The 23584-nt window shown below is 58.2% G+C and carries 23 protein-coding genes and 1 other RNA gene; 9 read left to right on the top strand and 15 right to left on the bottom strand.

The annotated features are described in order from the left end of the window. Positions 1–19 precede the first annotated feature (19 nt). The 7 genes from gcvP to NR795_RS13335 form a co-directional block, all read right to left on the bottom strand. Complete coding sequence (gene gcvP, locus NR795_RS13305) at positions 20–2893, bottom strand: aminomethyl-transferring glycine dehydrogenase (RefSeq protein WP_257758491.1); 2874 nt, start codon at positions 2891–2893, stop codon at positions 20–22. Positions 2894–3065: 172 nt separating this feature from the next. Continuing rightward, positions 3066–3455, bottom strand: a complete 390-nt coding sequence (gene gcvH / locus NR795_RS13310) for a glycine cleavage system protein GcvH (protein ID WP_042388045.1) — start codon at positions 3453–3455, stop codon at positions 3066–3068. A gap of 25 nt (positions 3456–3480) precedes the next feature. Further along, a complete protein-coding gene (gene gcvT, locus NR795_RS13315) occupies positions 3481–4575 on the bottom strand; it encodes a glycine cleavage system aminomethyltransferase GcvT (protein WP_257758492.1) in 1095 nt (364 codons plus the stop codon). Positions 4576–4983: 408 nt separating this feature from the next. Beyond that, positions 4984–6186, bottom strand: a complete 1203-nt coding sequence (ubiI, locus tag NR795_RS13320; RefSeq protein ID WP_144816088.1) for an FAD-dependent 2-octaprenylphenol hydroxylase — start codon at positions 6184–6186, stop codon at positions 4984–4986. Between the two features lie 25 nt (positions 6187–6211). Then, positions 6212–7390 carry a 2-octaprenyl-6-methoxyphenyl hydroxylase gene (ubiH, locus tag NR795_RS13325; protein WP_257758493.1) on the bottom strand — a complete coding sequence of 393 codons (1179 nt, stop codon included), beginning with the start codon at positions 7388–7390 and terminating at the stop codon, positions 6212–6214. Then, entirely contained in the window at positions 7387–8703 is a 1317-nt protein-coding gene (gene pepP / locus NR795_RS13330; protein ID WP_257758494.1) for a Xaa-Pro aminopeptidase, read from the bottom strand. Before pepP ends, ubiH begins: the two co-directional genes overlap by 4 nt. Positions 8704–8733: 30 nt before the next feature. Beyond that, positions 8734–9312 carry a YecA family protein gene (locus NR795_RS13335; protein WP_144816095.1) on the bottom strand — a complete coding sequence of 193 codons (579 nt, stop codon included), beginning with the start codon at positions 9310–9312 and terminating at the stop codon, positions 8734–8736. A 262-nt stretch (positions 9313–9574) separates the two neighbouring features. On the opposite strand from NR795_RS13335, the gene zapA reads away from it, so the two are divergent. The 3 genes from zapA to NR795_RS13350 all read left to right on the top strand — a co-directional run bounded on the left by zapA (position 9575) and on the right by NR795_RS13350 (position 10745). After that, positions 9575–9904, top strand: a complete 330-nt coding sequence (gene zapA / locus NR795_RS13340) for a cell division protein ZapA (RefSeq protein WP_144816098.1) — start codon at positions 9575–9577, stop codon at positions 9902–9904. Between the two features lie 41 nt (positions 9905–9945). Next, positions 9946–10129: non-coding RNA, 6S RNA (ssrS, locus tag NR795_RS13345), on the top strand. 19 nt (positions 10130–10148) lie between these two features. Further along, the gene (locus tag NR795_RS13350) at positions 10149–10745 is read left to right on the top strand and encodes a 5-formyltetrahydrofolate cyclo-ligase (protein ID WP_257758495.1); all 597 of its coding nucleotides are present in this window, start codon (positions 10149–10151) and stop codon (positions 10743–10745) included. A 28-nt stretch (positions 10746–10773) separates the two neighbouring features. Here NR795_RS13350 and serA read toward each other — a convergent pair whose 3' ends face one another. Beyond that, on the bottom strand, positions 10774–12006 hold the full coding sequence (serA, locus tag NR795_RS13355; protein ID WP_144816102.1) for a phosphoglycerate dehydrogenase: 1233 nt from the start codon (positions 12004–12006) through the stop codon (positions 10774–10776). 254 nt (positions 12007–12260) lie between these two features. Then, the gene (gene rpiA, locus NR795_RS13360; RefSeq protein ID WP_257758496.1) at positions 12261–12920 is read right to left on the bottom strand and encodes a ribose-5-phosphate isomerase RpiA; all 660 of its coding nucleotides are present in this window, start codon (positions 12918–12920) and stop codon (positions 12261–12263) included. A 175-nt stretch (positions 12921–13095) separates the two neighbouring features. Between rpiA and NR795_RS13365 the strand changes: the two genes are divergently transcribed. After that, the gene (locus NR795_RS13365) at positions 13096–13989 is read left to right on the top strand and encodes a LysR family transcriptional regulator ArgP (RefSeq protein WP_257758497.1); all 894 of its coding nucleotides are present in this window, start codon (positions 13096–13098) and stop codon (positions 13987–13989) included. A gap of 48 nt (positions 13990–14037) precedes the next feature. On the opposite strand, the gene NR795_RS13370 is transcribed toward NR795_RS13365, so the two are convergent. From NR795_RS13370 to epd, 6 genes are all read right to left on the bottom strand, one after another. After that, on the bottom strand, positions 14038–14814 hold the full coding sequence (locus NR795_RS13370; RefSeq protein WP_257758498.1) for an oxidative stress defense protein: 777 nt from the start codon (positions 14812–14814) through the stop codon (positions 14038–14040). A 106-nt stretch (positions 14815–14920) separates the two neighbouring features. Beyond that, entirely contained in the window at positions 14921–15550 is a 630-nt protein-coding gene (gene argO, locus NR795_RS13375; RefSeq protein ID WP_257758652.1) for an arginine exporter ArgO, read from the bottom strand. 132 nt (positions 15551–15682) lie between these two features. Then, on the bottom strand, positions 15683–16552 hold the full coding sequence (locus NR795_RS13380) for a small-conductance mechanosensitive channel MscS (protein WP_257758499.1): 870 nt from the start codon (positions 16550–16552) through the stop codon (positions 15683–15685). A 217-nt stretch (positions 16553–16769) separates the two neighbouring features. Continuing rightward, positions 16770–17846 (bottom strand): class II fructose-bisphosphate aldolase, encoded by a 1077-nt coding sequence (gene fbaA / locus NR795_RS13385; RefSeq protein ID WP_042388071.1) that lies wholly within the window; start codon positions 17844–17846, stop codon positions 16770–16772. Positions 17847–17912: 66 nt separating this feature from the next. Then, positions 17913–19076 carry a phosphoglycerate kinase gene (gene pgk, locus NR795_RS13390; RefSeq protein WP_154058527.1) on the bottom strand — a complete coding sequence of 388 codons (1164 nt, stop codon included), beginning with the start codon at positions 19074–19076 and terminating at the stop codon, positions 17913–17915. 49 nt (positions 19077–19125) lie between these two features. Next, positions 19126–20145 carry an erythrose-4-phosphate dehydrogenase gene (gene epd, locus NR795_RS13395; RefSeq protein ID WP_257758500.1) on the bottom strand — a complete coding sequence of 340 codons (1020 nt, stop codon included), beginning with the start codon at positions 20143–20145 and terminating at the stop codon, positions 19126–19128. Positions 20146–20510: 365 nt separating this feature from the next. On the opposite strand from epd, the gene NR795_RS13400 reads away from it, so the two are divergent. From NR795_RS13400 to NR795_RS13420, 5 genes are read left to right on the top strand one after another with little or no spacing between them, the layout of a single operon-like run. Further along, complete coding sequence (locus tag NR795_RS13400) at positions 20511–20939, top strand: PPC domain-containing DNA-binding protein (RefSeq protein ID WP_144816118.1); 429 nt, start codon at positions 20511–20513, stop codon at positions 20937–20939. Between the two features lie 24 nt (positions 20940–20963). Then, on the top strand, positions 20964–21542 hold the full coding sequence (locus tag NR795_RS13405; protein ID WP_144816120.1) for an ECF transporter S component: 579 nt from the start codon (positions 20964–20966) through the stop codon (positions 21540–21542). Continuing rightward, positions 21543–22250 carry an energy-coupling factor transporter transmembrane component T gene (locus NR795_RS13410; RefSeq protein WP_257758501.1) on the top strand — a complete coding sequence of 236 codons (708 nt, stop codon included), beginning with the start codon at positions 21543–21545 and terminating at the stop codon, positions 22248–22250. It begins immediately after the preceding gene. Beyond that, complete coding sequence (locus NR795_RS13415; protein WP_257758502.1) at positions 22238–22915, top strand: ABC transporter ATP-binding protein; 678 nt, start codon at positions 22238–22240, stop codon at positions 22913–22915. Before NR795_RS13410 ends, NR795_RS13415 begins: the two co-directional genes overlap by 13 nt. After that, positions 22909–23574, top strand: a complete 666-nt coding sequence (locus NR795_RS13420; protein WP_257758503.1) for an energy-coupling factor ABC transporter ATP-binding protein — start codon at positions 22909–22911, stop codon at positions 23572–23574. Before NR795_RS13415 ends, NR795_RS13420 begins: the two co-directional genes overlap by 7 nt. Positions 23575–23584 lie beyond the last annotated feature (10 nt).

Here is a 23584-nt window from a genome sequence, read left to right on the forward strand (position 1 = left end):
CGTTACTAGACCAACACTATTACTGGTATTCGCTCATCGGCACGCAGGAGCAGAACAGGTTGCGGTCACCGTAGACGTCATCAAGACGCTTCACGGTCGGCCAGTACTTGTTCGCTGCCCCTGCCGGGAAGACCGCCAGCTCGCGGCTGTAGGCGTGGTTCCATTCCGCTACCAGCTCGTGCTGAATATGCGGAGCGTTAACCAACGGGTTGTCCTCTTGGGTCCACTCGCCGTCCTGCACGCGATCGATCTCCATGCGGATAGCCAGCATCGCATCAATAAAGCGGTCCAGCTCGGCTTTGCTTTCGGACTCCGTTGGTTCCACCATCAGCGTACCCGCCACCGGGAAGGACATGGTTGGCGCGTGGAAGCCGTAGTCGATTAGACGCTTGGCGATATCCAGCTCGCTAATGCCGCTCTGCTCTTTCAGCGGACGAATATCCAGAATGCACTCGTGCGCTACGCGACCATCGCGACCGGTATAGAGTACCGGGAAGGCCGACTGCAGGCGGGTAGCAATGTAGTTAGCATTGAGGATCGCTACCTGGCTGGCTTTCTTCAGCCCTTCTGCGCCCATCATACGGATATACATCCAGCTGATTGGCAGAATAGAGGCGCTGCCGAACGGGGCGGCAGAGACCGCGCCCTGACGGGTCAGCATCCCTTCAATTTGTACTACGCTGTGGCCTGGTACAAATGGTGCCAGGTGAGCTTTCACGCCGATAGGCCCCATGCCCGGACCGCCGCCGCCGTGCGGAATACAGAAGGTTTTATGCAGGTTGAGGTGCGACACGTCCGCGCCGATAAAGCCAGGGGAGGTGATCCCTACCTGAGCGTTCATGTTCGCGCCGTCAAGGTAGACCTGACCGCCGTACTGATGGACGATTTCGCACACCTCGCGGATCGTCTCTTCATAAACCCCGTGGGTAGACGGGTAGGTCACCATGATGCAGGAGAGGTTATCCCCCGCCTGCTCGGCCTTGGCACGCAGATCGGCCAGGTCGATGTTACCGTTTTTATCACAGGCAACCACCACCACCTGCATGCCGGCCATCTGCGCCGACGCCGGGTTGGTGCCGTGGGCGGAGCTGGGGATGAGGCAGATATCGCGATGGCCGTCGTTGCGGCTCTCATGGTAATGGCGGATCGCCAGCAGGCCTGCGTACTCACCCTGCGCGCCGGAGTTCGGCTGCATGCAGAGGGCGTCGTAGCCGGTCAGCTTCACCAGCCACTCAGAGAGCTGATTGATCATCTGATGATACCCTTCCGCCTGGTCTGCCGGGCAGAACGGATGCAGCTCGGAGAACTCAGGCCAGGTGATAGGGATCATCTCTGCGGCGGCGTTCAGCTTCATGGTGCAGGAGCCAAGCGGGATCATCGCCTGGTTCAGGGCCAGATCCTTACGCTCCAGCGAGTGCATGTAGCGCATCATCTCGGTTTCGCTATGGTAGCGGTTGAATACCGGATGGCTCAGAATAGCATCATCACGCAGCATACCCGGCTGAATTGAGCGGCTGTCGTGAGCCACTTCTTTGTCCAGCGCATCGATATTGAGACCATGACCATCGCCGACAATGACGTCAAACAGCGTCGCCACGTCTTCACGAGTGGTGGTTTCATCAAGCGTAATGCCCACGGCGTTATGGATGTCGCTGCGCAGGTTGATCTCTGCCGCTTCGGCACGCGCCAGCACCGCCGCTTTATCGGCAATTTCAACGCAGAGGGTGTCAAAGAAGTGCGCATGGCGCAGCTTCAACCCTTTCTGCTGCAGGCCGGTGGCGAGGATATCGGCCAGGCGGTGGATACGACCCGCAATGCGCTTCAGCCCAACCGGGCCGTGGAATACGGCGTAGAGGCTGGCGATATTCGCCAGCAGCACCTGCGAGGTACAGATGTTGGAGTTCGCTTTCTCGCGACGAATATGCTGCTCGCGAGTCTGCATCGCCATGCGCAGCGCGGTGTTCCCGGCAGCGTCTTTCGATACGCCGATAATACGGCCTGGCATGGAGCGTTTGAATTCATCTTTGGCAGCAAAGAAGGCCGCGTGCGGGCCGCCGTAGCCCATCGGCACGCCGAAGCGCTGGGCAGAGCCGAAGACGATATCCGCCCCCTGCTTGCCTGGTGCGGTCAGCAGCACCAGCGCCATAAAGTCTGCCGCGACGCTTACAACAACCTTGCGTGCTTTCAGCTCACTCATCAGCGCGCTGTAGTCATGCACTTCACCGGTAGTGCCTACCTGCTGGAGCAGCACGCCGAAGAGATCCTGGTGATCCAGCGCTTTGTCGGCGTTGTCGACCACGATCTCAAAGCCAAAGGTTTCCGCGCGGGTGCGCACCACGTCCAGGGTCTGCGGATGCACGTCGGCGGCAACAAAGAAGCGGTTCGCCCCTTTCAGCTTGCTCACGCGTTTGGCCATCGCCATCGCTTCGGCCCCTGCGGTCGCTTCATCAAGCAGCGAGGCGGAGGCGATATCGAGACCGGTGAGATCCAGCGTGACCTGCTGGAAGTTAAGCAGTGCCTCAAGGCGGCCCTGAGAAACTTCCGGCTGATAAGGGGTATAGGCGGTGTACCAGCCCGGGTTTTCCAGCATATTGCGCAGGATCACCGGCGGCAGCTGCACGGCGGTGTAGCCCATGCCGATGTAAGACTTAAAGCGCTTGTTGCGCGCGGCGATGGCTTTCAGCTCGGCCAGCGCGGCAAACTCCGTGGTCGCTTCGCCAATCTGCGGCGGCGTTGCCAGCTGAATGTCTTGCGGGACAATCTGGCCAATCAGGGCGTTAAGTGAATCTGCGCCAACGGTTTTCAGCATCTCTTGCTGCTGAGCAGCGTCCGGCCCGATGTGGCGATCGATAAAAGCGTCGCGGTGTTCAAGCTGGCTTAAAGTCTGGGTCATGAGCGATGGTTCCTGAAACGTGCGGTGAATCGTGGTTGTTCTTTCTCACATACGCAAAATAATTCGCGTTGCAGGAAGGCGGCGACGCAGTGAACCCTCAGGAGCTTACATAAGTAAGTGACTGGGGTGAGCGAGGAAGCCAACACACCTGCAACGTGAAGTATGAAGCGTATTACTCGTCTTCTAGCAGAGATTCGTACGCGGTCGCGTCCAGCAGGGCTTCAACCTCTGCTTCGTCGCTGGCCTTGATTTTAAAGATCCAGCCGCCGGCGTATGGCTCGCTGTTGACCAGCTCTGGGTTGTCGCTGAGCGCGTCGTTGACTGCCACGATCTCGCCGCTCACCGGAGCATAGATGTCGGAGGCCGCCTTAACGGATTCTGCAACGGCACAGTCATCGCCCGCGCTGACGGTAGCGCCCACGTCCGGCAGGTCAACGAACACCATATCGCCCAGCAGCTCCTGCGCATGTTCGGTGATGCCAACGGTGTAGGAGCCGTCTGCCTCTTTGCGCAGCCATTCGTGTTCTTTACTGTATTTCAGGTCGCCAGGTACATTGCTCATTCACATTTCTCCACGATAGATTAGGTTACGCGACGGCTTTGCCAGCGCGCACAAAAACAGGTTTCGTTACCTTCACCGGCATTTCACGGTTGCGGATCTGCACGATAGCCGTGTCGCCAATCCCGGCCGGTACGCGGGCCAGCGCGATGCTGTAGCCCAGCGTCGGCGAGAAGGTGCCGCTGGTGATAATGCCCTCCTGCGAGTTGCCGCTGGCATCGGTGAAACGCACCGGCAGTTCGTTACGCAGGACGCCTTTTTCGGTCATGATCAGGCCAACCAGCTGCTCGGTGCCTCTTTCACGCTGTAGTTCCAGCGCTTCGCGGCCAATAAAATCACGATCGGCAGGCTCCCAGGCAATGGTCCAGCCCATATTCGCCGCCAGCGGCGAAACGCCTTCGTCCATCTCCTGGCCATAGAGGTTCATACCCGCTTCCAGACGCAGCGTGTCGCGCGCGCCCAGGCCGCAGGGCTTCACGCCTGCGCTAATTAGCGCCTGCCAGAAATCCGCTGCCTGCTCACTCGGCAGCGCAATCTCATAGCCCGCTTCACCGGTGTAGCCGGTGGTAGCGATAAACCAGCCGTCCGACTCCACGCCAAAGAAGGGCTTCATGCCTGCCACGGCCTGACGTTGGGCATCGGTAAACAGACCTGCCGCTTTCGCCTGGGCGTTCGGCCCCTGAACGGCGATCAGCGCCAGATCGTCACGAACGGCAATCTCGATATCAAAGGGAGCCGCGTGCTGGGTGATCCACGCGAGATCTTTTTCGCGGGTGGCAGAGTTCACCACGAGGCGGAAATGATCTTCGGTAAAGAAGTAGACGATCAGATCGTCAATAACGCCGCCGGAGGCGTTGAGCATGCCGCTGTAGAGCGCCTTGCCCGGCTGGGTCAGTTTAGCAACGTCGTTGGCCAGCAGATGGCGGAGAAACGCCCGGCAGAGGCTGCCGCGCAGATCGACGATGGTCATATGCGAGACATCAAACATACCGGCATCGGTGCGCACCGCGTGGTGCTCATCGATCTGCGAGCCGTAGTGCAGAGGCATCATCCAGCCGTGGAAATCCACCATGCGGGCGCCGCACAGCGTGTGTTGTTCGTATAAAGGGGTTTGCTGAGCCATCTTTTCCTCATTGAATAAGCGGGGCCAGGATAAATAAGGCGAAGTCGTAAGCACGTAAGCCTCGGTTCCAGACGGCGACGCAAACGTTACCTTTCGCCTGAACTTATCATCGAACAGCGGGCATAACCATAAGCAAAAATGTTCCATCACATTAGCTTATGACCTAAAACACTGAAGCAGGCGGCAGGATATTACACTGGCACAGGCCGGTGAGTTTGCGATAAACATCATAAAACAGACGATGAAGACCCGATAAGCCAGCGTATTACGCGGCAAAGCACGCAGATTTCAAGATGGGAAAATTTTGGTAGATGAGAAAAAGTAATCCGAAAACCGGGGTGAAATTAGAATATTTCAAATGAGAGAACGCGTCCCTCTCCAGGCTCGGAGAGGGAAAGTGTGATCGAGTTAACGTAACCACTCGGGCAGATCGTTCAGGCCCATCGCCTGGCGAATAAGCTGCGGCTTAACCCCCGGCAGCGTGTCGGCCAGCTTCAGGCCGAGATCGCGCAGCAGCTTTTTCGCCGGGTGCGTGCCGGCAAACAGCTCGCGAAAGCCCTGCATACTCGCCAGCATCACGCCGGCGCTATGTTTACGGCTGCGCTCATAGCGGCGCAGGTAGAGATGCTGACCGATATCTTTGCCTGCGCCGTGCAGGCGTTTCAGCTCGTTGACCAGCTCGGCGGCATCCATAAAGCCAAGGTTTACCCCCTGCCCCGCCAGCGGATGGATGGTGTGCGCGGCATCGCCCACCAGCGCCAGCCGGTGGGCGGCAAACTGGCGTGCATAGCGCCCCGTCAGCGGAAACACCAGCCGCTCGCTCTCAACGTGGCAAAGGCCAAGGCGGTTATCGAACGCCATGTCCAGCGCCTGGTTGAAGGCCTCCTCTGTCGTATCCTGCATGCTTGCCGCCTCCAGCGGCGGCAACGACCAGACAATGGAGCAGAGATGCGGATCGCTCAGCGGCAGGAAGGCTAAGATGCCGTCGCCGTGGAAGACCTGACGCGCTACCGCCTCGTGAGGCTCATCGGTGCGGATAGTGGCAACCAGCGCATGATGCCGGTAGTCCCATGAGGTAAGCGCAATATCGGCTTTTTCACGCAGCCAGGAGTTAGCCCCGTCCGCGCCAACCACCAGCCGTGCCGTCAGCATGCCGCCATCTTTCAGGGTTAAAAAGGCTTCATTTTCACCCCAGGCGACCTGTTGTACGCCAGCAGGTGCCATAAGCGTAACATCCTGACACTGCTGCGCTCTCTGCCACAGCGCCTGATGGATCACATCGTTCTCAATAATATGGCCCAGGTGGCTATAGCCCATGCTGCGGTCGTCAAAAGCGATGCGTCCAAAGCTGTCTTTGTCCCACACTTCCATACCGTGATAGCAGCTGGCGCGGTTCGCCACGATAGATGACCAGACGCCAAGACGCGTCAGCAGCTTTTCACTGGCGGCGTTGATGGCCGAAACACGGAGCGCAGGCGGCGCACTCTCCGGCAGCGGCTGGGGCGGGTTTTGCTCCAGCACCGCTACGCGCAGGCCGCTCCCCTGCAATCCGCAGGCTACCGCCAGACCAACCATACCGCCGCCGACAATTGCTACATCTACACTTTGCAAAATTCGCTCCTAAAACTACTGCCTGTTATTGTGCGACCCATCCTAGCGTTCGCTGCGCCAGCACGTCGCGTGCCGGGGTAAAAAGTTCCATTGCCATCAGGCCGGCGTTGCGACCCGCAACCAGCGGTGACCAGCGGTTAGCAAACAGCTGCACCAGCCCGTCGGTAACGCCGATTGTCGCCTCTTTGTCACTCTGACGGCGCTGCTGATAGCCGCGCAGCACCGGATAAGCGCCAATGTCGCTGTTCTCTGCCTGCGCATCGGCTAGCGTCTCGGCCAGGCTCATCACATCGCGCATGCCGAGGTTGAACCCCTGCCCGGCGATAGGATGCAGCGTCTGGGCAGCGTTGCCCACCAGCACCACGCGGTGCGATACCGGCGATGAGGCAGTAGTTAACGTCAGCGGATAGGCATTGCGGGTGCCCGCGTGGACAATGCGCCCAAGCCGCCAGCCAAACGCGCTTTGCAGCTCGTGGCAGAAGCGCTCATCGGACCAGGCCATCACCTCATCGCGCTTCTCCAGTGGATGACACCAGACCAGCGAGTAGCGCCCCTGCGACATAGGCAGCAGCGCCAGCGGACCGTGTTCGGTAAAGCGCTCGAAGGCTCTCCCCTGGCCGGCAAGCGAGGTAGTCACGTTGGCGATCAGCGCTACCTGATGATACGGCGTCTGCTGCCAGCCGATACCGCACTGCGCTGCCAGCGCCGAGCGGGAACCGTCCGCCGCCACCAGCAGGCTTCCCTGCAGCGTTTTACCGCTCTCCAGGGTCACGCTGACGCCCTTTTCGCTGCGGGTAAAGTCGCTGACCCGGTCAGGACAGTGCAGCGTGACGCCAGGGGCGCGGCGTAGCAGCGAAAATAGCCGCTGCCCCACCTCGTGCAGCTCTACAACGTGCCCGAGCGCGTCGACGCGATAGTCCTGTGCTTCCAGCGTCACGAAGCCCACATGACCGCGATCGCTTACGTGAACGCTGGTGATGGGCGTGGCGCACGGGGCAATATGCTGCCAGATGCCGATCCGCGCCAGATGCTGGCAGGTGCCTTCGGCCAGCGCAATGGCACGCGCATCAAAGCCTGGATGCGCCTGCTCTTCCGGAGCAGTGGCTTCGATAAGGTGCACCGGCAGCGTGCCGTGCGTCAGGCGCGAAATAGCCAGCGCAAGCGTAGCGCCGGTCATCCCGCCGCCGACGATTATTACACTCATGAATGCTTCGCCGCCGCCATCAGCGCCTCGATCTCATCGGCCCTCTTCACTACGCTGGCGGTCAGGTTCTCGTTGCCGTTTTCGGTGATGAGGATGTCATCCTCGATGCGGATCCCAATGCCACGATACTGAGGCGGCACGTCGGCATCCGGAGCGATATAGAGACCCGGTTCGACGGTCAGCACCATGCCCGGCTCAAGCGTGCGCGAGCGGTCAGGCCCGTAGACGCCGACGTCATGAACGTCCAGCCCCAGCCAGTGGCTCAGGCCGTGCATGAAGAAGGCGCGGTGGGCGTTGTCGGCCAGCAGCTGGTCAACGTCACCTTTCAGGATATCGAGCTTCACCAGCCCGGTAATCATGATCCGCACAACGTCGCTGGTAACGTCTTGAATGGAGGTGCCCGGACGGAACAGGGTCAGCGCGGCGTCGAGCGAGGCCAGCACGATGTCATAGATCTCGCGCTGGGCCGGGGTAAACTTGCCGTTAATCGGGAAGGTACGGGTGATATCCCCCGCGTAGCCCCGATACTCGCACCCGGCGTCAATCAGCACCAGCTCACCGTCACGCAGCTCGCTTTCGTTCTCGGTGTAGTGCAGGATGCAGCCGTTTTCCCCACCGCCAACAATGGTGTTATACGACGCAAAGCGCGCCCCGTGGCGGTTGAACTCGTGCAGGATCTCGCCTTCGAGCTGGTATTCGAACATGCCCGGACGGCAGACCTGCATCGCCCGCGTGTGGGCCAGCGCGCTGATCTCACCTGCGCGGCGCAGGACGTCAATCTCTTCCGGGGATTTAAACAGGCGCATCTCATGGACAATGGGCCGCCAGTCAGTTATCGAGGCGGGCGCGGTGAGATTCTGCCGGGACCCTTTGCGCAGCTTGTCCAGCGCGGTGAAGAGGATCGCATCCGCATAGGGATATTCGCCCTGCGCGTGGTAGACCTCGTCGAGTCCGTTAAGCAGCTGGTAGAGCTGCTCGTCGATTTCACTGAACGCCAGCGCCCGATCCACCCCTAACTTCTCCGGCGCGGCCTCCTGGCCCAGCCGACGGCCAAACCAGATCTCTGCGGTTTTATCCCGCAGGCGGTTAAACAGTACGCTGTGATTGTGGGTGTCATCGCTCTTGATCAGCACCAGCACCGCCTCAGGCTCGTTAAAGCCGGTGAAGTACCAGAAGTCGCTGTTTTGACGGTAGGGATATTCACTGTCGGCGCTGCGGGTCGCCTCCGGAGCGGAGAAGATCAGCGCCGCGCTGGCCGGGGCCATCTGCGCAAGCAGCGCCTGGCGGCGGCGAAGAAACTCAGACTGGGTCATGACACCTCCTTTTAGCATTCAGTACGACGCTTAATGTAGCGTTGGCTTACGCACTTCCGGTGCGGTCGGCTGTGGACGAGTAAACGTATCATGGCAGAGGAGCGCCGCCACGCGGACGTACTCCACGATCTCTTCGAGCGACATCTCCAGCTCTTCCTGATCTTCGTCCTCCTCGTAGCCCAGCTGCGCGATGTTGCGCAGATCGTCGATGGCCTCGCCGGTATCACCAGTGACCTTATCGAGCTTCGGCTGCGTGACGCCCAGCCCCAGCAGGAAGTGGTTCACCCAGCCCGCCATGGCGTCGGCCCGGTCAAACACGCTGACCTCATCGCCGTCCGGCAGAAAGAGCTGGAACTGGAAGCCATCGTCTTCCAGTGCGTCGCTGGTGGCGGCGTGCATCTTACGCAGCGCCTCGGCCAGCTCATGGCCAAACGCCAGACCTTCGTTGGTGAGATCGTGTAACAGCGGCTGCCACGAACTGTCGTTATTGCCGCCGCAAAGCATCCCGCCGATCAGACCGTGCATCTCGGCTGGCGTTAAGCCAACACCCTGTTGGGTGAGTAACTGGTTCAATTCATTGTAACCAGGCATTTCGTTCTGTATTGACATGCGCATTCGTCGTCGTTGGGAGAAAGATTCATGGTATGCTACCACTTTGGACCCTGGTGATATAGCCGTCAGCTTTCGCCAAACATGCGTTTGCGACCTTTACGTATAGGTTTCTTTTTACGGCTATGTTAAGAGAATAGGCTAAGAGTTCAGGTTATGAGAATCTGCTTGAATCCTCTAACCAGGGTAGCTATAGTGTCGCCCCTTCGCAGCCAGGACTCGGTTGCCAAGGTAGAGCGCAGTCAAACAGCAGGAAGGTGTCATGTCTGCACAACCCGTCGATATCCAAATTTTTGGCCGTTCACTGCGCGTGAACTGTCCGCCTGAACAGCGGGACGCTCTCAATCAGGCTGCAGATGATCTGAATGAGCGGTTGCAAGATCTGAAAGTTCGCACTAGAGTCACAAATACTGAGCAGCTGGTTTTCATCGCCGCGTTGAACATTAGCTACGAACTGGCTCAGGAAAAGGCGAAAACCCGCGACTACGCATCCAGCATGGAGCAGCGTATTCGACTGTTACAGCAGACCATCGAACAGGCATTGCTTGATCAGGGTCGCACTAACGAAAGACCGGGGCCTAAGTTTGAATAACACTTCAATGTCGACTATGGTAGAGTGACAGTGAAGAAAAAATTTCTCTGAGATGTTCGCAAGTGGGCCAGTCCCCTGAGCCGATATTTCATACCACAAGAATGTGGCGCTCCATGGTTGGTGAGCATGCTCGGTTCGTCCGAGAAGCCTTAAAACTATGACGACATATTCACCTTGAACCAAGGGTTCAAGGGTTACAGCCTGCGGCGGCATCTCGGAGATTCCCCTTCCTCTACCTGATACCATGACATCACTCGCGCTATCCGCTTCACCCCGACAGCTCATTCGCCAGCAGATCCGCCAGCGTCGCCGTGCCCTAAGCAACGACGAGCAGCGTAGCTACGCCCAGCAGGCCGCTAACCGCATGATGGCGTTTCCGCCGATGGTGCTGGCCCACACCGTGGCGCTGTTTCTCTCTTTTGACGGTGAGCTTGATACCCGTCCGCTGATCGAGCAGCTCTGGCGCAGCGGCAAACGCGTCTGCCTGCCGGTTTTGCACCCCTTTAGCCCCGGTAATCTGCTGTTTCTGCACTACCACCCTGAGAGCGAACTGGTGGTAAATCATCTGAAAATTTATGAGCCCAGGCTCGATCTGCGCGACGTCACGCCGCTCGACACGCTGGACGTGTTGATCACGCCGCTGGTGGCCTTTGACAATCAGGGACAACGGCTGGGGATGGGCGGCGGCTTTTACGATCGCACGCTACAGAAGTGGCAGCAGCATGACTTTACGCCGGTAGGCTACGCCCATGACTGCCAGCAGGTCGATGCTCTGCCGGTAGAAGAGTGGGATATCCCCTTGCCTGCGGTGGTGACGCCATCGCAGACATGGCAGTGGTAGGCCCGGCTGGCACGCCGGGCAACACGGATCAGTAGAGCAGACGTGCGCGGATAGTTCCGGCAATGCCTTTCATGCTCTGCAGCGCCTTCTGCGCCACCTCTTCTTCCGCTTCGATATCGATCACCACGTAACCCATCTGCGGTGTCGTTTGCAGATACTGGGCGGCAATGTTGACCCCCTGCTCGGCAAAGATCTGGTTGATGGCGGTCAGCACGCCAGGGCGGTTCTCATGGATGTGCAGCAGGCGACGACCGCCGTGCAGCGGCAGTGAGACTTCCGGGAAGTTCACGGCAGAGAGCGTGGAGCCGTTGTCTGAATATTTCGCCAGCTTGCCCGCCACTTCAAGGCCGATGTTCTCCTGTGCTTCCTGCGTAGAGCCGCCGATGTGCGGGGTCAGAATGACGTTGTCGAACTCACACAGCGGGGAGTCAAACGGATCGCTGTTGGTCGCCGGTTCAGTCGGGAAGACGTCGATAGCCGCGCCGGCCAGGTGTTTGTTACGCAGCGCGTCGCACAGGGCCGGAATATCGACAACCGTGCCGCGTGCGGCGTTGATCAGCAGCGAGCCCGGCTTCATCAGCGCCAGCTCTTCGACGCCGATCATGTTCTTCGTCGAGGCGTTTTCCGGCACGTGCAGGCTCACGACGTCGCTCATGTTCAGCAGGTCAGAGAGGTGCTGAACCTGCGTCGCGTTGCCCAGCGGCAGCTTGCTTTCGATATCGTAGAAGAAGACGTGCATCCCCAGCGACTCCGCCAGAATGCCCAGCTGGGTACCGATGTGGCCGTAGCCGATAATACCGAGCTTCTTGCCACGCGCTTCATAGGAGCCTGCGGCAAGCTTGTTCCAGACGCCGCGGTGCGCCTTGGCGTTGGCTTCCGGAATACCGCGCATCAGCAGCAGCAGCTCGCCGATCACCAGTTCCGCCACCGAGCGTGTATTGGAGAACGGCGCGTTGAATACCGGTACGCCACGCTTAGCAGCCGCGTTGAGGTCAACCTGATTGGTGCCGATGCAGAAGCAGCCGACGGCAACCAGCTTCTCTGCGGCAGCGAAAATCTCTTCTGTCAGATGCGTACGGGAGCGCAGGCCGATGAAATGGGCATCACGGATCGACTCTTTCAGCTGGGCGCTGTCCAGCGCACCTTTGTGGTACTCAATGTTGGTGTAACCCGCTGCACGAAGGCTATCTATTGCTTTCTGATGAACGCCTTCAACCAGCAAAAACTTAATTTTGTCTTTTTCCAGTGATACTTTTGCCATTTCCCCGACCCTGTTATTTTCTAAATCAGTGTGTGTTCGCTTTAGCCAACATATCAAAAAAAACTATTGCGGCAATATGAACGTTTGCGTCGGCGGCATGAAGAAAAGTCACGCAGTGAAGTTTGACAGAGGAAAATGCTAGCAAAGCGGCTAAACGGCAACAGGATCGTCAGTCGCTGGCTGAAAACGTGACACAAGTCACCAAATTCAGCCAGGGGAAATTTTTTCTCCGGCGAGAGCCTCTCGCCGTCAGATCATTTTACGATGGTTTTTACGCCGTCGGCGGTACCGATCAGCGCCACGTCCGCACCACGGTTGGCGAACAGGCCGACGGTGACCACCCCTGGAATGGCGTTAATCGCATTTTCCAGCGCCACAGGATCGATAATCTCCAGACCGTGCACGTCGAGAATGACGTTACCGTTGTCGGTCACCACGCCCTGACGATATTCAGGACGACCGCCCAGCTTCACTAACTGACGGGCAACGGCGCTGCGGGCCATGGGGATCACCTCTACCGGCAGCGGGAAGCCTCCCAGAATAGCCACCTCTTTTGACGCATCGGCAATACAGATAAACTTATCCGCCACGGAGGCGATGATCTTTTCGCGAGTCAGCGCCGCGCCGCCGCCTTTGATCATCTGCATCTGACCGTTGATCTCGTCAGCACCGTCAACGTAAACGCCCAGACGATCGACCTCGTTGAGATCGAACACGGTGATGCCAAGGGATTTCAGCTTTTCGGTAGAGGCGTCAGAGCTGGAAACGGCCCCTTCAATCTGCCCCTTCATCGTGCCCAGCGCATCGATAAAGTGTGCAGCCGTTGAACCGGTGCCAACGCCGACAATGGTGCCTGGCTCAACGTAATTTAGCGCCGCCCAGCCTACTGCTTTTTTTAGTTCATCCTGCGTCATGATCGTTTGCCTGTGGTGTGAAGACCGAGCGCGCATTATAAGGCATCGATCGTTAAAATGTCCCTGTGATCAATGTCACAACTCTTAGTGAAAAACGCAGGCGCGCATTTCGTCTGTATCGAACGAAAATTTATGTCATAGTGCTGTTAATCACACTTTGGAGCACCTCTTAGCAATGAAACGTCCGGACTACAGAACATTACAGGCGCTTGATGCGGTCATTCGTGAACGCGGGTTTGAGCGCGCCGCGCAAAAGCTGTGCATTACCCAGTCCGCCGTCTCACAACGTATTAAACAGCTGGAAAATATGTTTGGTCAGCCGCTGCTGGTTCGTACCGTGCCGCCGCGTCCTACCGAGCAGGGTCAGAAGCTGCTGGCACTGCTGCGTCAGATTGAGCTGCTAGAGGATGAGTGGCTGGGGGATGAGCAGACCGGCTCTACGCCGCTGCTGCTCTCGCTAGCGGTCAACGCCGACAGCCTGGCGACCTGGCTGTTACCCGCCCTGGCACCGGTGCTGGTTGACTCACCGATCCGCCTTAATCTGCAGGTGGAAGATGAGACCCGTACCCAGGAGCGTCTGCGTCGGGGGGAAGTGGTCGGCGCGGTCAGTATCCAGTCCCAGGCGCTGCCAAGCTGCCTCGTGGATCGGCTCGGCGCGCTCGACTACCTGTTTGTAGGCTCAAAAGCCTTCGCCGAACGCTACTTCCCCAACGGCGTGACCCGCTCGGCGCTGCTAAAGGCCCCGGCGGTGGCGTTTGACCATCTCGACGATATGCATCAGGCCTTTTTGCAGCAGAACTTCGATCTGCCGCCGGGCAGCGTACCGTGCCATATCGTTAACTCGTCCGAAGCCTTTGTGCAGCTGGCGCGCCAGGGTACGACCTGCTGCATGATCCCGCACCTGCAGATTGAGCGCGAGTTAGACAGCGGCGAGCTGATTGACCTGACGCCGGGCCTGTTCCAGCGGCGGATGCTTTTCTGGCACCGTTTCGCGCCGGAGAGCCGCATGATGCGCAACGTTACCGAAGCGTTGCTGGCCCACGGTCGCCGCGTACTGCGTCAGGACTAAAACGGGAGAGTATCCGGCCAGGTTTGACCCCGGCCGGATAAGAGAGGATTACTGCTGGGCTGGCTGAGTTGACTGGGCTGGTGCCGACTGCGCAGGCGCAGGTTGAGAGGTGCTTCCCGCCTGCGGCTGCAGTTCAAACACCACGTCAACCTGATCGTCAAACTGGATCGTTGGCTGCTCGTAGGTCTCCTGCGCCGACGTTGGTGCCGCGTCTGCCTTCATCATGCGTACCATCGGGGTAGGCTGATAGTTAGAGACATGGTAACGCACGCTGTACACCGGCCCCAGGGTAGACTTAAAGCCCGCAGCCAGCTGCCCGGCCTGACGCACGGCGTCATCGATTGCTGCTTTACGCGCCTTGTCTTTATAGGCTTCTGGTTGCGCAACGCCGAGGGTAACCGCACGGATCTCGTTCAGCCCGGCTTTCAGCGCGCCGTCCAGCAGCGAGTTAAGCTTATCCAGCTCGCGCAGCGTCACCTCTACCGTACGTACCGCCCGGTAACCTTTCAGAATGCTTTTGCCATTCTGATAGTCATAGTCCGGCTGGGTACGCAGGTTAGCGGAGTTGATATCCTTCTTCGCCACGCCGTTCTGCTCAAGGAAGCTCAGGTATTGCGCAACGCGATCGTCGGCCTGCTTCTTCGCCGATGCCGCATCTTTTGCTGCAACGTTAACTTCAATCGCCAGGGTAGCGATATCCGGCACGGCATCAACGCTCGCCGTACCCGAGGTCACAATATGCGGGCCGTTTGGCAGCTCATTTGCCTGAACCGACAGCGCACCTAATCCAACTAATGCCGCAAGGGCCATCACTTTGAACTTCACCGTAGCTTCTCCTTGTCTGAATATTCGCCGCGGACGCGGACGTTTGGCTGCAAGCTTAACGTTTTCGGCGCGGTTGTCCATCGGACTTAGCCTGGTAACGCTGTGCTTACAGCACCTGTAAATGATGAATACCGTCCTTCGCCAGCTGAAACGCGATAAACCACATGATCACGCCAACGACGACGTTGATAATACGCTGCGCCTTAGCGGTGCGCAGGCGTGGCGCAAGCCATGCTGCCAGCAGCGCCAGGCCGAAAAACCAGATAAACGAGGCGCTAATCGTCCCGAGCGCAAACCAACGCTTCGGCTCTGCCGCCAGCTGCCCACCCAAACTGCCGAGCACCACAAAGGTGTCGAGATAGACGTGAGGGTTGAGCCAGGTTACCGCCAGCATAGTGGCGATTATTCGCCAGCGCCCCTGTTTTAACACCTCAGCATTAGCCAGCTCAAGCTGCTGGCTAAAGGCCGTTTTTAGCGCGCCGAAGCCATACCAGAGCAGGAACGCTACGCCGCCCCAGGTGACCAGCGCCATCAGCCACGGCGACTGCATCAGCACCGCGCTGCCGCCAAAGATCCCGGCACAGATCAGAACCAGATCGCTGAGAGCGCATAATCCAGCCACCATCAATGGATACTGGCGGCGGATGCCCTGATTCATCACAAACGCATTTTGTGGGCCCAGCGGCAGGATCATCGCCGCACCTAACGCAATCCCTTGAAAATAATAACTTAACACCATCATAGCCTCTACCTGTCGTTCATGGCGGAGACTATACCGTGCCCTTATTATAAGCGGAAATTTAAAATTCTAATCAATAATCAGTATTACTAATAATAAGCAGGGCCAGCAAGGCTGGCCCTGGGGAGATTATTGCTGCTCGGCAGGCTGAGCGGCTCTCTCACGCTTGAAGTGCACATCCATCTGCGGATAGGGGAAACCAATGCCGTGGGCATCGAATGTCTTCTTGATGCGCTCCAGCACGTCCCAGTAAACGTTTTGCAGATCGCCGCTGTTGCTCCAGGTACGGATCACAAAGTTAACTGAGGATGCGCCCAGCTCGTTCATGCGGACGGTTCTTTCGCGATCTTTCAGAATACGATCGTCAGACTCGATAATTTCGGTCAGCAGCTGTTTCACCAGATCGATATCCGCATCGTAATCAACGCCGATAATGAACTCGTTACGGCGCACCGGCTCGCGGGAGAAGTTAATGATGTTGCCAGCAATGATCTTACCGTTGGGGATGACAATGTAGCGGCCATCGGCGGAACGCATGGTGGTAGAGAAGATCTGCACATGCAGAACGGTTCCCGCCACGCCGCCTAAATCCACATACTCACCGGCGCGGAAAGGACGGAAAGTCACCAGCAGCACGCCTGCGGCCAGGTTAGAGAGCGAGCCCTGAAGCGCAAGGCCAATGGCCAGACCCGCGGCACCCAGCACGGCAATCACCGATGCGGTTTGCACCCCTACCCGGCCCAGCGCGGCGATCAGGGTAAAGGCAATAATGCCGTAGCGCACCAGCGCAGAGAGAAAGTCAGCCACCGTGGCATCAATATGGCGAGCCACCATCAGCCGGTTGATACCATTCGAAATGACCCGGGCGATGATCATCCCGATAGTGAGGATGACAATCGCAGCAACGATGTTGACGGCATAGCTTAGCAGCAGCGCCTGGTTACGTACCAGCCAGCCGCCGGCGTTGTTTATGCTACCCAGCACATTAAGATCGTCCATTCACTGTTCCTTATGCTTACCTAAATGGGTTAAAAATCACGTAAAACGTGAAGCAGGTCAGCAAAGCGTAAACAAAAAACGACACCTATGCCAAACCCTAAACGCACCGGTCGCACAAAACGCCTGCGATAAAGGTGACTTTTCAGACTGGGTTCACCCTATACAGGCAAAAAAAATGGCCCCCCGTAGGGAGCCACTCTCTTTTACACGCTTTAAATTACAGAACGTCGATCGCGTTCAGCTCTTTAAATGCCTGCTCCAGACGCGTCACCATGCTGGCCTGTGCGGCACGCAGCCATACGCGCGGATCGTAGTATTTCTTGTTCGGCTGGTCTTCGCCTTTCGGGTTGCCCAGCTGAGACTGCAGGTAAGCTTCGTTCTCTTTGTAGTACTTCAGGATACCTTCCCAGTTAGCCCACTGAGTATCGGTATCGATGTTCATTTTGATCACGCCGTAGCTTACGGAATCTTTGATCTCCTGAGCGGAAGAGCCGGAACCGCCATGGAACACGAAGTTCAGGCTGTTGTGCGGCAGGTTATGTTTCTTAGAAACATACTCCTGAGAGTCGCGCAGGATGGTCGGGGTCAGCTTAACGTTGCCCGGTTTGTACACGCCGTGCACGTTACCGAAGGAAGCCGCGATGGTGAAGCGCGGGCTGATTGCGTTCAGCTTGGTGTACGCGTAGTCAACGTCTTCCGGCTGGGTGTACAGTGCAGATGCGTCCATATGGCTGTTGTCTACGCCATCTTCTTCACCGCCGGTGCAGCCCAGTTCGATCTCCAGGGTCATGCCCATTTTGGACATGCGCTCCAGGTATTTAGAGCAGATCTCGATGTTCTCTTCCAGGGACTCTTCAGAGAGGTCGATCATGTGGGAAGAGAACAGCGGTTTACCGGTAGCGGCAAAGTGTTTTTCACCCGCGTCCAGCAGACCGTCGATCCACGGCAGCAGTTTCTTCGCGCAGTGGTCAGTGTGCAGGATCACCGGCACGCCGTAGTGTTCAGCCATCTGGTGAACGTGGTGCGCACCAGAGATAGCACCCAGAATAGCCGCCTGCTGGCCTTCGCCTTTGAAGCCTTTACCAGCGATAAACGCAGCACCGCCGTTAGAGAACTGAACGATAACCGGCGCTTTTACCTTCGCAGCGGTTTCCAGAACGGCGTTGATGGAGTCGGTACCTACGCAGTTAACGGCTGGCAGCGCAAAGTTGTTCTCTTTAGCAACCTGGAATACTTTCTGAACGTCATCACCGGTGATCACGCCTGGTTTTACGAAATCAAAAATTTTAGACATGGTGTAAATCCTGTATTTACAGAAAACGGGTCTGAAAACAGGCGGAGCGATCCGCCTGCTCAGGCATTACTTCTTAGCGCGCTCTTCGAGCATCGCTACGGCTGGCAGCACTTTGCCTTCCACGAATTCAAGGAACGCGCCGCCACCGGTGGAGATGTAGGAGATTTTGTCAGCGATGCCGAACAGGTCGATCGCTGCCAGGGTATCACCGCCACCTGCGATAGAGAATGCGTCGCTGTCAGCGATAGCGTTGGCTACGATCTCAGTCCCTTTACGGAAGTTCGGGAACTCAAAAACGCCAACCGGGCCGTTCCACAGAATAGTTTTGGCGTTTTTCAGGATTTCAGCCAGTTTCTCAGCGGAAACATCACCCAGATCCAGAATCTGCTCTTCATCTTTGATGTCGCTAACAGATTTCAGGGTCGCGGTCGCGGTTTCAGAGAACTCAGTGGCAACGCGCACGTCAGTCGGGACCGGAATGTCGCAGGTCTGCAGCAGACGTTTCGCTTCGTCGACCAGGTCCGCTTCGTACAGGGATTTGCCCACGTTGTGGCCCTGCGCAGCAACGAAGGTGTTGGCGATGCCACCACCGACGATCAGCTGGTCAGCAATTTTAGACAGGGAGTCGAGCACGGTCAGCTTGGTAGAGACTTTAGAGCCGCCAACGATAGCCACCATCGGGCGAGCTGGCTCTTTCAGCGCTTTACCCAGCGCGTCCAGTTCCTCTGCCAGCAGCGGGCCTGCGCACGCTACGTCAGCAAACTTGCCTACGCCGTGAGTAGACGCCTGCGCACGGTGTGCCGTACCAAATGCATCCATCACGAAGATGTCGCACAGGGCAGCATATTTTTTCGCCAGGGTTTCGTCGTCTTTCTTTTCGCCTTTGTTGAAGCGAACGTTTTCCAGAACAACCAGCTCACCCTCAGCCACTTCCACGCCGTCCAGGTAGTCTTTGACCAGACGTACCGGGTTAGAGAGTTTGTCTTTCAGGTAGTTAACAACTGGCAGCAGAGAGAATTCTTCGTTGTACTCGCCTTCGGTCGGACGACCCAGGTGAGAGGTGACCATCACTTTTGCACCCTGTTTCAGGGCCAGTTCGATAGTCGGCAGGGAGGCACGAATACGCGCATCGCTGGTTACTTTACCATCTTTAACCGGTACGTTCAGATCCGCACGGATAAAAACGCGTTTCCCAGCTAGATCCAGATCGGTCATCTTAATTACAGACATGGTGAATCCTCTCGTTGATTCTTAAAGTTTTGCAGACGCAAGACGCGTCCTACCTAAAACCTTTCGCGGCCATCGCTAACGTCGTGTCGAGCATTCGGTTAGCGAAACCCCATTCATTATCACACCAGACCAGCGTTTTGATCAGATGTGCACCGCTGACCCGCGTCTGTGTGCCATCGACAATGGCACTGTGCGGATCGTGGTTAAAATCAGTTGAGACCAACGGTAATTCCGTATAGTCAACTATACCATGAAATGCTTCCCGTGACGCCTTTTGCAGCAACTGGTTGACTTGACAGGCATTTACCGGGCTGCCTACCGTCACGCTGAGGTCGATTGCCGTGACATTGATTGTCGGTACGCGTACGGCAATGGCTTCAAATTTATCGTTAAATTTTGGAAAGAAGCGCGTAATGCCAGCCGCAAGCTTGGTATCCACCGGAATGATTGACTGGCTGGCTGCACGCGTACGCCGCAGATCCGGATGGTAAGCGTCAATGACCTGCTGATCGTGCATCGCCGAGTGGATGGTGGTGACCGTCCCCGACTCAATGCCAAAAGCATCATCAAGCAGCTTAATGACAGGAATAATGCAGTTTGTGGTGCAGGAGGCGTTAGAGACGATACGATCGTCCGGACGCAGATCGTCCTGATTGACGCCGAAGACCACGGTGGCGTCGAGATCGCTGCTGCCCGGATGAGAAAAGAGCACCTTTTTCGCGCCGGCGTTTAAATGTGCTTCACCGTGCTCACGGTTGCCATACACGCCGGTGCAGTCCAGCACCACGTCGACCTCAAGCTCGCGCCAGGGCAGCGCATCAATGGTTGGCTCGTGCAGGAGTCGGATCGCGTCATGGCCGACAAATAGCTGCCCGCCCTCGTGATGAACACGCTGGCTAAAGCGGCCGTGGCTGGTGTCATACTTCAACAGATGCGCAATGCCTGCGTCATCCGCCAGCTCGTTAATGGCCACTACGGCGATCTCCGCCCGGCGTCCGGATTCATACAAAGCACGAACCACGTTACGCCCGATGCGACCAAAACCATTTATCGCGATGCGTAGGGTCATAAGTCTCCTGCAAAGCTATCCCTGAGTCGATGGCTGACAGAGTAATGCAGCGGCATAGTCAGGGAAACCTCGCCTGTCACAAACTGTGACTAAGTGGTTAAATGTCGAACGGAATTTCGACTGAAACGCTTCAGCTAGGGTAAGCGAAACGCGGAATAAAGGGAATCTGTCGCCGCGGGGTTAAACCAGTTATCTGATCTACGTCACACTTTACCGCAAACCGACGGCGGAATTATTCCATTGCCGGAATCCGTATTCCTTTATACGCAAATCAGCCTTCGGTCGCGGTCTTTTCCTGATATACATCATTAAAACGAATTGCTGTCGCTCTTATGATCGCTGCCACTTTGGCGTTTACGAGGCCTATGACCATGACCCCCGGCACTTCTCCATCCAGCGCACGCTTCTATGCCCTGCGTCTGCTTCCCGGCGATGAGCTGCTCACTGCCCTGCGTGCGTTTACCCAGCGTCACGCACTCCACGCCGCCTGGATTGCAGGCTGCACCGGCAGCCTGACGGACGTGGCGCTGCGCTTCGCCGCCCGCGACGAGACCACTTATCTGCATGGCACCTTCGAAGCGATCTCCCTCGGCGGCACGCTGGAGCTGGCCGGTGAGCATCTGCACCTCAGCGTGGCCGATGAGAATGGCGTGATGACCGGCGGGCACGTCATGCCTGGCTGTACGGTTCGCACCACCCTTGAACTGGTGATCGGCGAGCTGACCACCCTCGCTTTCAGCCGCCAGCCCTGTGCTGTTTCGGGCTATGACGAGCTGGTTATTAACGTACGCTAATTTTCCCAATCTTATGAGGTCGCTATGGCACGTCGCCAACTCGCCAGCCAGACGCTGGCACTGATCGTTATCTCTATCGCCATCAATATGATCGGTGGCCAGCTGATTAGCCTGCTGAAGCTGCCGATCTTTCTCGACTCTATCGGCACGCTGATGAGCGCCGTGCTGCTGGGGCCGTTTATCGGCATGCTTACCGGCCTGCTGACCAATCTACTCTGGGGGCTGCTCACCGATCCCATCGCCGCTGCCTTTGCCCCGGTGGCCATGGTGATTGGTCTGGTGGCCGGTTGGCTGGCCCGGCTGGGCTGGTTCCGTACCCTGCCGAAGGTGATCGTCAGCGGCATCATCATTACGCTCGCGGTCACGGTGGTGGCCGTACCGCTTCGTACCGCCCTCTTCGGCGGGGTTACCGGCAGCGGAGCCGATCTCTTTGTCGCCTGGATGCACTCTATGGGCCAGGATCTGCTTGAGTCCGTGGCGATCACCGTGCTCGGGGCCAATCTCGTGGATAAGATCCTCACGGCGATTGTGGTCTGGATCCTGCTCCGCCGGCTGCCGCTGCGCACCACGCGTCACTTCCCCACCATGGCCGCCGTGCGTTAAATGCACCCCTTTACGTCGCTCACGCTGTGGGGGCTCGCCGCATTCTCTACGTTGCTGATACCAGCAGGCGCGGCGCTAACCGCCTGGAGCACCGCCGCCTTTGCCAGCCTGCTCTTTTTTCACGCCACCCGCAGGCGAGCACGCTACGTCGGCTGGCTGATGTTCTCTCTGGGCGCGGGGCTCTGGCTAGTGCACGGCGGCTGGCTGACAGAATGGCTTAGCGGGCAGCCGCGCGATCCCCGACGCTGGGCACAGGCCGTTACGCTCTGGCTGCGTATTCTGGCAGTCGTCTCGACTGCCCAGCTCTGGATGCACTGTGTGCCAGTCCGGCAGTTTATTCGCGCGCTGTTTGCCAGCCGCCTGCCGCCGGGTCTCGCCTACCTGCTTTCAGGCCCGCTGCTGATCGTTGAGCAGCTTAAGCATCGGCTAGCCAGCATTCATGAAGCCCAGCGCGCCCGGGGCGTGCCGCTGGACGGGCGCTGGTATCAACGGCTGCGGGCGATCCCGGCTCTGGTGCTGCCCCTGACCCAAGGCGCGCTTAACGATCTCGCCGTGCGCGGCGCGGCATTGGATATGCGGGCCTTTCGCCTGCACCGTACCCGCACCACGCTGTGGGCACCAAAAGACAGCGCCCTTCAGCGTGCCGTGCGCTACGGCATGGTGGCGCTGATAGTCGTGGAGGCAGGCGTATGGCTATGGTTACGTTAGAGGGCTTCTGCTATCAGCCGCTGCACGCCAGCGCCGCCCCGCGAGCGTACGATTTTCATTACGCGCTGCCCGGCATGGTGGCCATTATTGGTGGCAACGGCAGCGGGAAAAGCACGCTGGCGCAGCTGATGGCGGGCTGGTACCCGGACTTTCTTCCCGGCACCGTTAGCGGATCCGGCAGCCTGCTTGGGCAGCCGATTGGCACGCTTTCGCTTGCCGCGCAGGCGCAGACCATTCAGCTGGTGCAGCAGTCGCCCTATCTTCAGCTCTCAGGCTGTACTTTTAGCGTGGAAGAGGAGATTGCCTTTGGTCCGGAGAACCTCTGCCTGAGCGAGGAGGCGATCCTTGCTCGCATTGACGCGGCGCTGACCCTGACCGACTGCCAGCCGCTGCGCCACCGCCACCCGGCTACGCTCTCCGGCGGTGAGACGCAGCGCGTGGTGATTGCCTGTGCGCTGGCGATGCAGCCCAAAATCCTGCTGCTGGATGAGGCATTCAGCCGCCTGACACCCCAGGCTATGCAGCGCATGCTTGAACGGCTCGCTGCATGGGCCACGGCACAGCAGGCGCTGATCGTGCTGTTTGAACGTAGGCTTGAGCCTGTGCGTCCTCTCTGCCAGCAGGCCTGGCAGCTCACGCCCGGGGGGCTGGAGCCGCTATGCTGAAAGTAGAACACATCGATTTTCGCTGGCCGAAGACAGAGCAGTGCTGTCTTCGCAACGTATCGCTCCACCTGACGCCAGGCGAGTTCGTGGCCCTGATTGGCGATAACGGCGCGGGTAAATCGACGCTGCTGCGCATTATGGCCGGGCTGCTTGCCCCTGATGCGGGAAGCGTGTCGATCCAAAGCCATGCGCTAACGCGCCTTAAGGCACAGGAGCGTGCAAAGCTTGCTGGCGTGCTGTTTCAGGAGGCGGAAAATCAGATCGTGCAGAGCGAAGTCTTTGCCGAGGTGGCGTATGGCCTGCGGTTGCAGAAGCTGCCTCAGGACGAGATCCAACGAAGAGTCAAAGAGGCGTTAACGCTGTGCCATCTTGAAGAGGTAGCCCTGGCGCATCCACTCGATCTCCACGTTGCCCAACGCCGGATGGTCGCCGTGGCAAGCCTGGAGGCGCTGGCGCCGCCGCTGCTGCTGCTTGATGAACCCAGCCGCGATTTTGACGATCGCTGGCTGGGTATCTTCGAAAACTGGCTGGCACGCTGCCGCCAGCGTGGCACCACGGTGCTTGCCATCAGCCATGACTACGATTTTATCCGCCGTAACTTCCCGCGGATCGTGCGTCTGGCGGACGGCGGCATAGCCGAAGACCACTGTAGCCTGTAACTGCTTGTAG

This window comes from Pseudescherichia sp. L3 (assembly GCF_024656065.1).
Taxonomy (GTDB): Bacteria; Pseudomonadota; Gammaproteobacteria; order Enterobacterales; family Enterobacteriaceae; genus Pseudescherichia.